The organism is Streptomyces angustmyceticus (assembly GCF_019933235.1).
In the GTDB taxonomy this organism is placed as follows: domain Bacteria; phylum Actinomycetota; class Actinomycetes; order Streptomycetales; family Streptomycetaceae; genus Streptomyces; species Streptomyces angustmyceticus.
Map to the genome: position 1 here is coordinate 146,219 of NZ_CP082945.1, position 13,307 is coordinate 159,525.

Consider the following 13,307-nt stretch of genomic DNA (forward strand, 5'->3'; position numbering starts at 1 on the left):
ACACGTTTGTCGATAACGAGATGTTCACGGAGCGGTAACGCCAACTCCCCTGTTGACCAAGGGCATTACCGCCACATCCCGCAGATTCGATGGCCGTTGCGGATCTACGGTATTGAATCCCAGGCTCGCACCGCTCCTCCGCGTAGCGAAACCCGTTATCCGGACACCCTGCGAACGTGACCTGCGAGGAGGGCAGTTGACGAAGACTTTACGGCAGACGGAGTATCAGACGCCCTGGTGAGGGCCTGACTTGCCACACCGGAGCCACCACGCGCGCACGTGGACCGGTCCGAGTCGGTGGCCGCCCCGCCTCCTCCACCTCCCCGCGAGGGAGGCGGGGGCCACGAAGTGCCGTTCGGGGGACCTGCGGGTGTCGGTGACAGGGCTCCGGGGTCACGGCTCGTACGTTCGGTCGGCATGACCTACGTATCGGGGGACCCCGCGCCCGGCCCCACCCGCCGCACCACCCTGGCCGGCCTCGTCGGCGGGGCGGGGGCCGTGCTCGCCGCCGGATGCAGCGCGCCGGGCCCCTCGCCCGCTCCCACCCGCACGGCCGGGGCCCCCGCTCCGGCGGACGGTGCCACGCCGGGCGCGATGACGCTCTTCAAGGACCCCGGCTTCAACTTCAACGGGCTGCTCGCCCTGGGCGCGTCCGGGTACGGCGCCGCAGAGGTGGGCGAGGTGCTCACCGCCGTGAACACCATCAACAAGGCCGGCCTCTCCGCGCAGACCTTCACCAAGGCCTTCCGGAACCTCGGCGACCAGCTGCGTCAGCCGCCCCGGAGCGGCAGGCCCGGGACGCAGACCACGCGCTTCCGGGCCCTGCGGGCGGCGCAGTACTACGGCCAGGCCCTGTTCTTCGTCCTCGGCTCCGACCACCCCGGCAGCGAGGAGCAGCTGTACCGGGCGGGACGCGAGTCCTGGGACGCGTTCTGCGAGCGGTGCGACCCGGCCCCCCTGACGGCACACGTCCCGTACGGGAGGACGCCGCTGCCCGTGTGGTTCTTCCGCCCTGACACCTCCCACGAGCCACGCCCCACGGTGATCCTGACGAACGGCAGCGACGGCCAGGACGTCGACATGTGGACCTACGGGGTCGCGGCCTTCGAGCACCGGATCGCCGCCCTGGTGGCGATGCCCGGCGTGCTCCAGCCCTGGCTGGGCTTCCCCCCGGAGATCCGGGAGATCCTCACCCCGAGCAAGGAGAAGACCAACGCCGTCTGGAACAAGGAGGTCGTCCCCGAGCTGCCGCCGTCCGCCGCCGCGACCCTCAAGAAGCGCTTCGAACCCTTCTCCGTTCCCGCGATGCTCGCGGCCCGCCGGGGCAAGATGTTCACCGACTTCTACACCCCCGCCACCCTCATCAGGTCGCTGGACATCACCGACGTGGTGCGCCGCATCACGATGCCCACCCTGATCCTCGACTACGAGGACGAACAGTTCTACCCAGGACAACCACGCCAGATGTTCGACAAGCTGACCGCACCCAAGGACTACATGAAACTCACCGCGGCCACCGGCGCACAACTGCACTGCTCCCCTATGGCCCCCCAGCAGCACTGCGAGGTCGTCTTCGACTGGCTGCAGGAGAAGCTGCCGGGCAGCTGATTCGCGCGGGCCTCGTCGTCATGGCGCCCCAGCTGCCCGATTGGGCCGGGGTGGGCAGGCGCGCGGCGGCGAGGGTTGCTGCCCCGTCGCCTCAGCCCGCCACACGTCGATGAGTGGTTGCCCCCGCGAGCACAGCGCGGCCCCGACTCCGGGCGTCCGGTCGGGGCCGCGCTGTTGAGGTGTCAGTTGTCCGTTCCGTCACCGGGGACGGCGTCGGCGGGGCTGGTGTGCCAGTTGGTGACGATGGGCCTGTCGACGGTGACGGAGCCCGTGGAGACGCTCGCCGGGTTCGGGTCGGACGAGCCGATCGCCGCGATGAGGAAAGTGAACTCGACGCCGCCGTTGGTCTTGGTGGTCTTGGGGTTGATGCCGGCATAGGCGGTCTTGGAGCCGCTGAGTGTGACCGCCGGGCCGACCGCCTGCTCGGCGGGGTGCGCCTCGATGCCGTTGGATCCGAAGGAGATGGAGGGCAGCCCGCTGGGGATCGTGCAGGTGATGCCGGGCTTGGCGCGGGCAGAAAGCAGGATGTAGCCGCCCGCCTGCGACTCGGAGCGCGCCGAGAACTTCAGGTCGTTGGCCCCGCAGGACTGTCCGTGGCCCTTCTGGTCTCCGGGCTGGCCCGACTTGGAGCCCGACGAGGACGAACCGTCCTTCGCCGACGTGCCCCCATTCGCGGACGAGCCGGCCTCCTTGCCGCTGCCGGAGCCCTCCTGGGACGCACCGCTCGACGACTCCGGGGTGGCCTTGGCGGACGCCGCGGAGTCGTCGGACGCGGCCGACCCGCTACCGCCATTCGTGCCGCAGGCGGTGACAGTCGCCGCGAGCGCTACACCGGCAGCCGCGGTGAGCGCGGCACGTCGTATACGGGCGGTGTAGGTGCGGTTCACAGATACTCCTCGTTGCGTTCAGGGAGAGAGGGGCCAGGCTGAAGGCTCTTCGGCCCCTCGCCGAAGGTCACTATTCTTCCTCACGCCACTGGCGAACCTACACGCGGGTAAACCACGAACAGGCAGATGGGGCGGAGGGGTTGGCCCCGGCAACATGTGAGGGCCTGGCCCAGCCGTGCGAGTCCGGTTCCGGCCGAAGCCACGGTTCTTGCATGACGTACACCCGGTAGGGCACGGCGGTTCCGTCCTCGGTGGTTGGTTCGGTCGGATGTGCCGGTGTGGGTGAACCCGGCTTTGGCGAGGACTCGGCCGGAGGCCGGGTTGGCGGGGTGGTGCGTGGCCTCCAGGTGGTCCAGGCCGGCAGGGCGAATCGGGTGGGCTATCTCGGGCTGATCGTGACCCGGTAGGTGGCTCCGGCCCTGCCGTGGGTGGTCACGGTGACGGACTGGCCGTAGTGGTCCCAACTGGCCTTGTTGCCTTGGATGTCGATGCGGTAGCCGCCTGGGTACGTGTCCCGGGGCACGGTGATCCGGGTGGGCCCCACCGCGGTGTCGCGGGTGCGGAAAGTGAGCGTGTAGGTGCGGGTAGCCGGGTCGTACGCGAACGTGAGCGGGTCGCCCGCGACGGCCTGCGCATATGGCTGGACGAGCAGTTGGGCGTTGGGCTTCGCGGTGCCCGTCTGGTCGAGGAAGCAGTAGCCGCCGCCCCGGCACCACTGCCACCACGTCCAGCCGCTGGCGAAGCGGTCCAGGGAGGCCGTCATGTCGGTGACGAACTGGCTCGCGTGCGGAACGTAGGGGTTGCCGCCCCACTCCCCCACGATCACCGGCATGCGGTGACGGGTCGGGTAGTCGCTGATCGCGGCCTCGTAGGAGGGGATGAAGGGGCCGTTGGGGTCGTAGTCGGCGCCGGTTTCCATCGCGGTCTCGTAGAAGTGCGGCGCGTAGCCGGCGTGCGGGTCGTCGATGTGGCCCATCCGGGTCGGGACGCCGACACCGACGATGACGGTCGGTTCGACGAATACCCACGACTTGCGGTCGACCAGGCGGATCGCCCGGGCCAGGCGGTTCCACAGCTCGGTGAGTTCGGTGGCCTCGAAGCGGGCCGCGGCGGCGGGGAGGTCTTCACCTTCGAGGAACTTCGCGAACGGCTCATTCATCAGGTCGTAGCCGAGCAGCGCCGGGTGCCTGCCCAGGGCGGAGGCGACCGTCATCCACATGCGAGCGTGCGCGGCGCGGAAGTCGGCGTCCTTGTACAGGTGGTCGAAGGCGGTCTGTACGGACGGCTCGAAGTACTCGGAGAACCAGTCGTCGGGTATCGGCCAGAACGGTAACCCCTCGTCGCGGGTGGCCCAGTCGGGGACGCCGCGGGAGCCGAAGTGCGGGCCGTATACGTCCTGGTGGGCGTCGAGGATGACCTTGATGTGGTAGCGGTTGGCCCAGTCGAGGATGCGGCGCATCTTGGTGAGGTAGCCGCGGTCGTAGTGGCCGGGGGTGGGTTCGAGGTCGTCCCAGAAGAACGCGAGGCGCGCGAGGTTGAAGCCCCGGGCGGCCATATCCTTCAGGTCGTACTCGTGGATGTCGGCGAAGGCGTTGGCGCCTCGGCTGTTCTTGTCGGCGAGGTTGAAGCCGCGCCACTGGAGCGCGCGGCCTTGGCCGTCGGTGATGAAGGTGCGGTCACCGACCGTGACCCGGTCGGGGACACGGACGGGCGCGCGGTCGGGGTGGGCCTGGGCCTGCGCGGGGAGGACACCGAGCAGGAGGGCGACCGCGGCGATCACGGTGAGGGCGGCGAGGGCGACGCGGGAGGTCGAGCGCATGCAGGAGCCCCTTTCGAGGAGGGCTGCTTGGGCGTCGTACTGCTGGCCGGCCGGATGCTACTGGCGGGTGGGTGAAGTTCCCAGAAATGCACGGGAGTTGGCGGGAGTTGGCGGGCGTTCGCGGGCTTGGATCCACCATGCGCCGGAGCTTACGAGCGCAACCCGCGACGGTGGATGAGATCCGGAAACCCGTACCTGCCAGACGATCCACGCCCCAGACTGCGCCTTACCGAGCAGCCCCGGCGTCAGGCCGTCCGGATCCGGTCCCGCACCTCGGGCCGCACCTCGAACCCGGCCGCCTTGTACGTGGCGACGCCGCCGACATTGGAGCTCGGCGTGCACACACGTGAGCTCGACGAGCCCATCTCCCGCAGCGCGGCCGCCCCGGCCACGGTGATCGCCCGGCCGTAGCCGCGACCACGGTGATCCTTGTGGACGCCCATCGGCTCGACCAGCCCCGGCTTCCCCGGGCCGGCCGACCACACCGTCACCACCGCCGCCACGCTGCCCTGGTCGTCATAGGCGCCCAGGCAGCGGGCGTCGGCGTAGAACGGCCCCGCCGACAACGCATGCCCGTACTCGCGCGTAGGCCGCGAGGTGTTGAACGCCGACCGCAGGACGTCGGCGAAGTCCTGCGCCTGCTCCGGGCCGATCGATTTGATCCGCACGCCGGGGTCCTCCACCGGCTCGGTGAGGTCGCGGAAGAGAGGCGTCCACGGCTCGTCGACGCCCCAGCCCTCCTTGCTCAGCAGGTCGTGGAGCAGCAGGCCCGGGGGGACCTCGATGGACACCGTTCCCTCCGGCAGCACACCGCGCTCAGGCAGTGAGAAGTCCTCGACCAGCCGCCGCGCCAAGTCCTCATCCCGGAAGGCGTCCGGAGCGACCGCCATCCGCACCAGCGTCGGCGAGTCGAGCATCCCGACCGCGAGTATCCTCCCGTCCCGGCTCCAGGTCCGGACCACCGCGGCCGTCTCGGCCGTTCCGAACCGGTAGTTCCAGCCGATGTCCCCGGAATGCAACTGCATCGGCGCTTCGTCGTACTGCCACGCCCGCAGCGCGGCCATGGCCTCGCGTACCCCGTCGACAGTCGGCGTACTCAGCACAATCGTCATAGCCGGGATCAGACACTCCGTTCCGAAGGTCCACAACCGATTAACCGGGCCGATCCGGCTCAGGCTCACCCGCCTGCGAACGCAGCCGTCCGCGTTCGGTTCAGTGCCCCGGCAGGACATATGTCATCACCAGGTGATGACGCATGGCTCTGCAAGGTCGGCTGCCGGTCCTCGTAGGCTCCCCAGCATGTTCACATCTCACAAAGTCGGACGGGACGACTCCTGGGAAGGCGTCGTCATCGACAAGTCGCGGGGCATGCTCGACGGCTCGAACATGTACCACTTCGTCGAGGTCCGCCGTGCCGACGGCGAATCCATGAAAGTCCGGATCAGCCGCCGGCTCTGGAAGTCGATCGAGGTCAACGACCGGGTCGTCAAGCGGCCGGGAGCCGACCCGGTCAAGGAGTAGCCGTCCAGGAGCCCGGAGGTGAGGGAAGCCGCTACTGCCATTCCGGGGCCGCCGCACGTACCGGCCGGCTGAGCAGCTGAGCACCGCCCACGTACGCTCGCTGAGCTGCATGGCGGAGGTGGCGTCGGGACATGGCCATCGTCGCCCGCCTGCACATCACGTTCGGCCTGGTGGTGACCCCCGGTCTCGGTGCGCGCCACCACGGGAACGCCGGGCCGTCCCCCTGCCTGCATCTGGTGCATGTGCCGGACGAGCGGGGCTGAGCGACGGTCGGCCCGCGGGTCGGCCGCGCAAAAAAGGGGCCCTTCCCCGTACGAGGAAGGGCCCCTTGGCGGAGCGCCCGGCAGGCCTTGCACCTGCATCTCCCACCGGCTGGTGGACGTCTTTCCTTGGACCACAGACGCGCGGTTCCGGCCCGAGGACCGAAGTTGCATCATGATCATACTGCATTGGCCGACCGGCAGCGAAATCCGCCGGCGGGCCGCACAGACCAGGTCACAGGTCTGCTGGTGATGACTGATCGGCCATCATCAGCAGAGGGTGTACACCGAACCCACCAGGACCACTTCGGCCGCCTTCAAGGCCGGCATGGAGATCCTGGTGGGCCGCATCCGGCGCCTCGCTGCCGGCGGCTGGCTTCGCGTCGACGAGGAACTCGCGGCCCGGATCATCCACGGCGCGCGGCGCGGTGCTCACCTGGCTCTCCCTGCCCCAAGACCGGCGCGATCCGGCCCTGTTCACCGCGCTTCGGGAGTGCATGGTCGCCGCTGTCACCCACCAGCAGCCGGCCGTGCAGGACCCGGGTCCGGCCGGCTCCGCCCGTGCCCTGCGCGCCGCGCTGCCCGACCAGACGAACCTCAGCACCGCCGAGCAGCATCTGCTGCGGGAGTGGCTGAACCGTCTCGCCGCCGACGGCTGACGGCTGAGGGCTGGTGGTCGACGGCTGGTGGCCGACGGTTCGTACGTTCTCACCCGGACGAGACAGCCGTGGAGTTCAGACGTCCGCCGAGCCCACACGACTGAGGTGCGGCGCCGGCACCGGAAGGTCCGCATGCCGTTCCGCATGCCGTTCCGACGGAGAGAGCCGAGGCCACTGCCCTGACTCCGATGAACTACGTTGATCATGCACGGACCGGCGCCGGGGCGTCGCGCATGCAGGATGAAGCTGCCTGTCGGCAAGGGCAGTTCCGCGGCCTCCACCCGGCCGGCGCGCCTCAGGCGGCACCGGTGGGGGAAGGCGCCGGCAACGACGTCACCAGAATCGGAGAACAGCAATGCGGTACGAGCCGTCCGCGCAGCCCGACACGTCCGGTACGCCCTCCCTCGCGAGGCCGACCTCGCGTCGCCGGCTGCTGGGGGTGTCCGGTGCGGCCCTCCTCACGGCGGCGTGCGGTCCCAAGGGGGGTGAGCAGGCGGGTGACGAGGGCGGTGTGCAGCCGCGCGCGAAGAGCGGCGGTGCGCCCGCCGGCGAGGCGCCGGACGGGGCGCTCGGGGTGAACTTCAACGAAGACCCCTCCGACATGAGTTTCCCCCAGGTGCGGGCCCTTTCGGCGAAGTGGGTGCGCGGCTTCGTCCCGATGACGGACGACCTCGACACGCACGCCCCGGGCCGGCAGCGGTCCATCGCCAGGCTGCTCGACGCGGGCGGGAGCGGCTTCAGGACGATTCTCTCCCTGAAGTTCCCCTTCCTGACTCTCGGGCGGTCGCTGCCCACGGTGGGCAGCAAGGAGATGGCAGCGCAACTGAAGCGCGTGGACCGGGTGCTGGACGCGGTCATGGGGAAGACGGACATCCTCACCATCGGCAACGAGCCCTTCCTCGAAACCCTCGACGACGAGCGCGACGCGCGCCTCAACGTGTTCTACGAGCACGTCGCCGAACACGTCATCGGCTACCGCAACAAGCACTTCCCGCACGGCTGCGGGACCCGCCTGTACATGGGAGCCCTCAACCGCCTCGACCAGAAGGTCGGGCGCACACCGGCCACCGAGCGGTGGGTGGCCTTCGTCAACCGGAAGCCGGAGCTCGAGGGCCTCGACATCCATCCGCACGTCGACTCCCTGCAGGCGGCGGGCAGGTACGTCCAGTACGTCGTGTCCCGGCTGGACAAGGGCAAGAAGTTCCTCGCCACGGAGTTCTCCCTGGTGCAGCACTGGGAGGACCACATGGGCGACAAGGTCCCGGCGGCCTACGCCGAGAAGTACCAGGTGCCCCCGGACACCCGCGTGTGGCAGGTGATCGGCAACGCGATCGAGAAGCCCTTCCCCCAGGAGAGGTGGGACGACTTCCTCGCGATGAGTCCGTGGTTCGCCTCGCACAAGGACTATCTGACACAGCAGATGCGGATGTTCCGGGAGACCGGGAAGCTCGCGGTGGCCACCTACGGGGTGACGCAGATCGAATCCATGCAGACGGGCTGGGGCGCTCACAAGAAGCCGTGGATCCTCAACCCCCTGTACGCCAACCGCACGGTCCGGAAGGAGAACGGCAGGGTCGGGCGGACCACGGTCTGGTTCGACTCGTTCCGTGCCCTGCAGGGTTCCTGAGCGGCTCAGCAGCGGCTCGCCGGCGCTGCTCCCGTTCGCGCCCCCGCGCGGGCGCGTGCGGGGCAGTGCCGCCCAGCCGGTGGAATTCCGCGTCTTGGGGGAGTGACGTCTAGAGCAGTCCGTCGACCAGCTCGTCATACAGGCGGCCGGCCGTGGGAGAGTCGTGCAGGCGCCGCAGTTCCGCCCGGGAGATCTGCTTGCGGAAGGCGCCCTCGTAGGCGGCGTCGCCGGCGTTGTGCATCAGATCGGTGATCCAGGCCGCGTAGGCCTGGTAGTTCCAGATGTGGCGCAGGCAGGTGTCGGAGTAGCCGTCGAGCAGGCTCGCGTCGCCTTCCCTGACCTTCGCGATGATCGCGCGGGCGAACACCTCGGTGTCGTAGAGGGCGAGGTGGATGCCCTTGGCGCTCATCGGCGGGACGATGTGGGCCGAGTCGCCAAACAGGTAGAGGCGGCCGTGGCTCATCGGGCTGTACACCACGGACCGCAGGGGCACGATCCGCTTGTCGACGATGCGGCCGGTGGGCACGTCGGCGCCGAAGCGGGCCCGCAGTTCGCTCCAGACGCGCTCGTCCGGCCACTGCGCGGGAGTGTCGCCGGCCGGGCACTGGAGATAGAGGCGGCTGGCGTCCGCGCCGCGGGGGTAGCGTGCGGCCAGGCCACGGTCGTGGAGCGCCATACCGAAGGGGTCGGCCGGCACCTCGGCCATGACGCTGAGCCAGGAGTACTTGTACTCGTGGGAGTGGAGCGTGAGTGCGCCGGCGGGGACAGAGGCCCGGCTGACGCCGTGGAACCCGTCGCAGCCGGCGACGTAGTCGCAGGTGAGGGTGGTGGACGAGCCGTCGGGATGGCGGTAGTGGACCGTGGGGCGTTCGCCGTCGATGTCTTCCAGGCCGACGTCGAGGGCTTGGAAGCGCAGGTCGCCGCCGGCCTCCAGGAAGGCGTCGGTGAGGTTGCGGACCAGGGTCTGCTGAGGGATGAAGACCGCGTCGGTGTCGTCGTCCCCGAACCTGGTGGGGTACATGACCCCGTCGATCCAGGTGCCGCCGCTGATCTTCTTCGGGGAGGAGCCGTCCTTCACGACGTCCGCAAGCCCCCACTCACGGAACATCCGTACGCCGCGGCTGTCGACGGTGCCCGCACGCTGTCGCTTCTCGACGTATGCGCGGCTGTGCTTCCCCACGATGACGCAGCCGATGCCGCTGCGCAGGAGGAAGTTGCCGAGCGTGAGCCCGGCCACTCCGGCGCCGACGATGACGACGGTGGTGGTGTTCTCCGCTGTCTCAACCATGTGCGGGGTGGGCCTTTCGGCGAGAGGGACGACCGGCCGTGCCCCGCATGCTCGAACCCCGGCGGTGTCCACGTGACGCGGTGCGCAGGAGCGACCCAGGTTCCCCGCTCGGTCGTGGTGGCCACGGCCCCGGCGGCCGCGTACACCAACTGGCCCTCGGAGTGGGAGTGCGCTTCGAGCTGGAAGCCGTGCGAGATCCAGGCTCCGCCGTGCGGCGCGGTCGCCGGCGGCAGAGAGGATAACGGCCCGGATCGGCGGGTTTTGGGCATGGGGCGTCAACTTACCGGTACCCCTGGCCCAGAGCGCAGGTCCAGATCACGGGGTGCGGGGCGCCGGCACCGTCGTATGGATCGCCGTCGTAGGCCCAGCCTCCGGCTCTTGCCTGGTCGTTGACGGCCTCGGCGCCGGCCGGGCCGTCGGGGGCGAGGCCGGGGAGGGCGCGAAGCGGGCCGGAGCCCGGCCAGATCTGAGCCTGGTCGATGGGGGTGATCGGCGGGATGCCGTACGGGAACATCGCGGTGCCGACGGCCACGCCGCTGCTGGGGCTGATGTCGTTGAGCCAGCCCTTGCCCTCGTGAGCGGGGAGCCCTGGTATCTGGACGCCGTCCTTGGTGTAGGGGGCGTCCCAGTAGGTCTCGGCGGCCAGGTCCTGGTGGCTGGATGTGCGTTCACCGACGACGCGTCCGTGGTTGTCGATGGCGGACGGATACCAGTCCGTGTCGGTGTTGATCTCCACGGGCCTCAGGTCCCGTCCCGGGCCCGTGGTGCCACCGGGCCAGACCAGCCCGACGCTGCCGCTCACCTCGCTCACGCCGTCCGAGTACCAGGAGTAACCGAGCACCGTTCCACGGGAGTTGATTCCGCGTACGCGTACCCGGGTGTGCCCGGGTGTGACGGCGAGGGTCCGGGTGAGGGTGGCCCCGGTCCAGAGATAGGCGGTGTCCGAACTGTCGTTGCCGCCCGCGACGGTGCCGAGGTCGTTGACGTCGGCGGCATAGGTGCCGCCGGGGAGGATGCGTACGGCCGAGGCGCCGGCCCGGTAGCTGAAGGCGGCGACACCCACCGGGCCCTGGATGCTGCCCACCATGAGGCCGTGGTGGTTGACGGCGGCGACCGAGCCGCTGTCGTATCCGGACGGGAGCGGGACGCGGTGCACGGCGCTTCCCGTCCAGTAGGCGGGCAGCCCGGCGGACCGGCCGACGGACAAGCCGCCGGTGCCGAAGTCGTTGACGCTCTCACTGCCCCAGGCCCCGGCGCCGGCGCCCGGCAGCCGGTCGAGGGCATGCACGGCGGGCGCGCAGCGGGAGGCCGGACCGGCGCCTTCCGCGGCGGTCGCCGGAAGCGCTGTGGTCAGCAGTGCTCCCAGTGCGAGTGCGGTGGCGGCCATGGCGCTGCTGCGGCCCGGTCTCATGGAGGAACCCCCTTCGCCGCGACGGGTTCGGCCCCCGCCGGCCGCTCATCATCGGCTGCCGGCACCGGCGGACGGGGATGTTCCACACCCCATGGCCGGATTGCGCCGAACCGAGGGCTGTCCTGTGTGCCGCGGCACGGCTGACGCGTCGCCCGGCGCCGCCCCAGGCCCGTGCGCCGAGCGCGACCACTTGCCAACATGTTGTCGACATAGCAGCCTGTTGCCATATCCCGAAACGGCACCCGGAGGACACGTCATGCCCAAGGTCGATCTCTATCGGAATGTCCACATGGGGCAGCGTGCCCGCCTCTTCGCCCTCGCCGTCGAGCTGGGCAGCACGGACATCTCCCAGCGCGGCACCGCCGCCGGTCAAGCGGAGCGCTGCCTGGCGATGACGCAGGAGCTGCGCGAGCACGCCGATCATGAAGACACCTTCATCCATGGGCTGCTGCGGGAGCGGGCTCCGGAGGCGGCCGATGCGCTGGAGGCGGAGCATGTGCGCCTCGACGCGGCCTTCGTCGCGCTGGACGAGCGGGCGCGCGCCCTGCCCACGAGCCCGGCCGACGCCCTCGCGGAGGCCCAGCACGCGCTGTACCTCGCGCTGAACGAGGTGATCAGCGCCTACCTGGCGCACCTGTACGTGGAAGAAACAGTCGCGATGCCGGCGCTGTGGGAGTACTCCAGCGAGGAGGAGCTGGGGGCCGTGTACGCCGCCTTTCGCTCGTCCCGTACCCAGGAGGAGGCCCTTACGGACCTCCGCAGGATGCTGCCGGCCCTGCCGCCCCCGACGCGCGCGGCGATCGTGCACGATGTCGTGCAGGCCGCGGCCGACCAGGCGGGCAGCACGCTCGCCGCCGTCACCACCACCCTCAGCCCCGATCAGCGCAGCCGCCTCTACGAGGACCTCGCCGTGCCGGAGGCGTGGGCCCTGCAGGAGTGCGGGCCCGCCTGAGGGACCTCGGCGCTTGACCTGCAACCACGGGACACCGGGCGGCCGCTGGGCATCGCGGTGCTCTGCGTGCCGCCCGGTGGGCGGGGAGCATCGGTTCAGTCGAGGACCGCGGTGGCTTCGATCTCGACGAGATGGTCCGGGACGTCCAGTGCGGCTACGCCCAGCAGCGTGGCCGGCGGGACCGGGGTGACTCCCAGCTTCGCGGCCGCCCGGGAGATCCCCTCCAGGAGCAGGGGCATCTTGTCGGGGGTCCAGTCGACGACGTAGACGGTCAGTTTCGCCACGCCACCGAACGAACCACCGGCCTCGGCCAGGGCAGTGGCGATGTTGAGGTAGCACTGCTCGACCTGCGCGGCGAGGTCGCCTTCGCCGACCGTGCGCCCCTCCGCGTCCCAGGCCACCTGTCCGGCGATGAAGGCCAGCTTCGCTCCGGAGGCGATCGACACCTGCCGGTAGGCGTCGATCTCGGGCAATCCGTTGGGGTTCATCAGGGTGACGGCCATGCTGCCTGCCTCCAGGTCGTGAGAGACCTCCACGGTCTCTTGTGGTTACTCAGGCACCGTAGGAGAGTGAATGCTGACATGGAAGAACGCACTTTTCGGTGACGGGGGAACCTGAGGGTGACCAAGCAGTTCAAGGGCTCGTCCAAGGACGAAGCAGACCTGACACGCGCGGACTCGCTGGCACGGGAGATCTTCTCGGACGTCGCCAACAAGTGGGCGTTCCTGATCATCGAAGCCGTAGGCGAGCGCACCCTGCGCTTCACCGAATTGCGCAACGAGATCGACGGCATCAGCCACAAGATGCTCACCCAGAACCTGCGCATGCTGGAACGCAACGGTCTGGTCGACCGGTGTGTGCACCCCACGGTGCCGCCACGGGTCGAATACACCCTCACGGAGCCGGGCCGTGCGCTGCGGGCGACGGTGGACGGAATGTGCGACTGGACTCACCGGTACCTCGGTGACATCGAGACCGCCCGCCGCCGCTTCGACGCCTGACGGCCGGCCGGTCCGGAAGTGGGGCCGTGGCCGGCCGGCCATGTCCGTCCGTCTCGTCGTGGCGGAACATAACTCGGAGCCCGGTGGGTCAGAACGCCCACCGCGTATGGGAGTAGACCCCGTCGCTCCGGCCGAAGCCGTACGCCGTGGCCGGGGCCACCGCGAACACCACCACATCTCCCTCGCGAAAGGCGTCGCCGAGGCCATTCGTGTGCCCGCTCCCTCGGGCGGGAGCGGGTCGTGGTCGGGTACGGAGTCGGTGGGCCGCGGCCCG

12 protein-coding genes and 3 pseudogenes are annotated in these 13,307 nt (G+C 69.9%); 7 read left to right on the plus strand and 8 right to left on the minus strand.

Annotated elements, in window-relative coordinates:
• Nucleotides 1–417: 417 nt before the first annotated feature.
• Nucleotides 418–1,608, plus strand: a complete 1,191-nt coding sequence (locus K7396_RS00630; RefSeq protein WP_086717126.1) for an alpha/beta hydrolase — start codon at nucleotides 418–420, stop codon at nucleotides 1,606–1,608.
• A 182-nt stretch (nucleotides 1,609–1,790) separates the two neighbouring features.
• Here the strand turns inward: K7396_RS00630 and K7396_RS00635 are convergent, their stop codons facing one another.
• From K7396_RS00635 to K7396_RS00645, 3 genes are all read right to left on the minus strand, one after another.
• Nucleotides 1,791–2,495, minus strand: a complete 705-nt coding sequence (locus tag K7396_RS00635) for a DUF4232 domain-containing protein (RefSeq protein WP_086717125.1) — start codon at nucleotides 2,493–2,495, stop codon at nucleotides 1,791–1,793.
• A gap of 379 nt (nucleotides 2,496–2,874) precedes the next feature.
• On the minus strand, nucleotides 2,875–4,314 hold the full coding sequence (locus tag K7396_RS00640) for a cellulase family glycosylhydrolase (protein ID WP_086717124.1): 1,440 nt from the start codon (nucleotides 4,312–4,314) through the stop codon (nucleotides 2,875–2,877).
• A 245-nt stretch (nucleotides 4,315–4,559) separates the two neighbouring features.
• Nucleotides 4,560–5,426, minus strand: coding sequence for a GNAT family N-acetyltransferase (locus K7396_RS00645; RefSeq protein ID WP_086717123.1), 867 nt, complete (start codon nucleotides 5,424–5,426; stop codon nucleotides 4,560–4,562).
• Nucleotides 5,427–5,613: 187 nt separating this feature from the next.
• On the opposite strand from K7396_RS00645, the gene K7396_RS00650 reads away from it, so the two are divergent.
• The 4 genes and pseudogenes from K7396_RS00650 to K7396_RS00660 all read left to right on the plus strand — a co-directional run bounded on the left by K7396_RS00650 (nucleotide 5,614) and on the right by K7396_RS00660 (nucleotide 8,381).
• Nucleotides 5,614–5,835 carry a DUF7489 domain-containing protein gene (locus tag K7396_RS00650; RefSeq protein WP_086717122.1) on the plus strand — a complete coding sequence of 74 codons (222 nt, stop codon included), beginning with the start codon at nucleotides 5,614–5,616 and terminating at the stop codon, nucleotides 5,833–5,835.
• Nucleotides 5,836–5,966: 131 nt separating this feature from the next.
• Entirely contained in the window at nucleotides 5,967–6,098 is a 132-nt protein-coding gene (locus tag K7396_RS35590) for a hypothetical protein (RefSeq protein ID WP_263295684.1), read from the plus strand.
• Between the two features lie 295 nt (nucleotides 6,099–6,393).
• A pseudogene (locus K7396_RS00655) lies at nucleotides 6,394–6,754 on the plus strand (TetR family transcriptional regulator); the annotation flags it as partial.
• Nucleotides 6,755–7,109: 355 nt separating this feature from the next.
• On the plus strand, nucleotides 7,110–8,381 hold the full coding sequence (locus K7396_RS00660) for a hypothetical protein (protein WP_086717121.1): 1,272 nt from the start codon (nucleotides 7,110–7,112) through the stop codon (nucleotides 8,379–8,381).
• A gap of 109 nt (nucleotides 8,382–8,490) precedes the next feature.
• Here the strand turns inward: K7396_RS00660 and K7396_RS00665 are convergent, their stop codons facing one another.
• From K7396_RS00665 to K7396_RS00675, 3 genes and pseudogenes are all read right to left on the minus strand, one after another.
• The gene (locus tag K7396_RS00665) at nucleotides 8,491–9,669 is read right to left on the minus strand and encodes a 4-hydroxybenzoate 3-monooxygenase (protein ID WP_086717120.1); all 1,179 of its coding nucleotides are present in this window, start codon (nucleotides 9,667–9,669) and stop codon (nucleotides 8,491–8,493) included.
• A gap of 50 nt (nucleotides 9,670–9,719) precedes the next feature.
• Nucleotides 9,720–9,938: pseudogene (locus K7396_RS35850) on the minus strand (AraC family transcriptional regulator); the annotation flags it as partial.
• A gap of 11 nt (nucleotides 9,939–9,949) precedes the next feature.
• On the minus strand, nucleotides 9,950–11,080 hold the full coding sequence (locus K7396_RS00675) for a hypothetical protein (RefSeq protein WP_143589067.1): 1,131 nt from the start codon (nucleotides 11,078–11,080) through the stop codon (nucleotides 9,950–9,952).
• A 256-nt stretch (nucleotides 11,081–11,336) separates the two neighbouring features.
• Here K7396_RS00675 and K7396_RS00680 point away from each other — a divergent pair, with 256 nt between their 5' ends.
• Nucleotides 11,337–12,032: a hemerythrin domain-containing protein gene (locus tag K7396_RS00680; protein WP_086717118.1), complete on the plus strand. Its 696-nt coding sequence runs from the start codon at nucleotides 11,337–11,339 to the stop codon at nucleotides 12,030–12,032.
• A 95-nt stretch (nucleotides 12,033–12,127) separates the two neighbouring features.
• On the opposite strand, the gene K7396_RS00685 is transcribed toward K7396_RS00680, so the two are convergent.
• A complete protein-coding gene (locus tag K7396_RS00685; RefSeq protein WP_086717117.1) occupies nucleotides 12,128–12,535 on the minus strand; it encodes a RidA family protein in 408 nt (135 codons plus the stop codon).
• A gap of 117 nt (nucleotides 12,536–12,652) precedes the next feature.
• On the opposite strand from K7396_RS00685, the gene K7396_RS00690 reads away from it, so the two are divergent.
• Nucleotides 12,653–13,033 carry a winged helix-turn-helix transcriptional regulator gene (locus K7396_RS00690; RefSeq protein WP_086717116.1) on the plus strand — a complete coding sequence of 127 codons (381 nt, stop codon included), beginning with the start codon at nucleotides 12,653–12,655 and terminating at the stop codon, nucleotides 13,031–13,033.
• Nucleotides 13,034–13,121: 88 nt separating this feature from the next.
• Here the strand turns inward: K7396_RS00690 and K7396_RS00695 are convergent.
• A pseudogene (locus tag K7396_RS00695) lies at nucleotides 13,122–13,250 on the minus strand (pyridoxamine 5'-phosphate oxidase family protein); the annotation flags it as partial.
• Nucleotides 13,251–13,307 lie beyond the last annotated feature (57 nt).

Excerpts from the sequence above, each read along its gene's own strand:
- K7396_RS00630 (WP_086717126.1), top strand. The coding sequence starts at position 418 with ATGACCTACGTATCGGGGGACCCCGCGCCCGGCCCCACCCGCCGCACC.
- K7396_RS00640 (WP_086717124.1), bottom strand. The coding sequence starts at position 4,314 with ATGCGCTCGACCTCCCGCGTCGCCCTCGCCGCCCTCACCGTGATCGCC.
- K7396_RS00645 (WP_086717123.1), bottom strand. The coding sequence starts at position 5,426 with ATGACGATTGTGCTGAGTACGCCGACTGTCGACGGGGTACGCGAGGCC.
- K7396_RS00650 (WP_086717122.1), top strand. The coding sequence starts at position 5,614 with ATGTTCACATCTCACAAAGTCGGACGGGACGACTCCTGGGAAGGCGTC.
- K7396_RS35590 (WP_263295684.1), top strand. The coding sequence starts at position 5,967 with ATGGCCATCGTCGCCCGCCTGCACATCACGTTCGGCCTGGTGGTGACC.
- K7396_RS00660 (WP_086717121.1), top strand. The coding sequence starts at position 7,110 with ATGCGGTACGAGCCGTCCGCGCAGCCCGACACGTCCGGTACGCCCTCC.
- K7396_RS00665 (WP_086717120.1), bottom strand. The coding sequence starts at position 9,669 with ATGGTTGAGACAGCGGAGAACACCACCACCGTCGTCATCGTCGGCGCC.
- K7396_RS00675 (WP_143589067.1), bottom strand. The coding sequence starts at position 11,080 with ATGAGACCGGGCCGCAGCAGCGCCATGGCCGCCACCGCACTCGCACTG.
- K7396_RS00680 (WP_086717118.1), top strand. The coding sequence starts at position 11,337 with ATGCCCAAGGTCGATCTCTATCGGAATGTCCACATGGGGCAGCGTGCC.
- K7396_RS00685 (WP_086717117.1), bottom strand. The coding sequence starts at position 12,535 with ATGGCCGTCACCCTGATGAACCCCAACGGATTGCCCGAGATCGACGCC.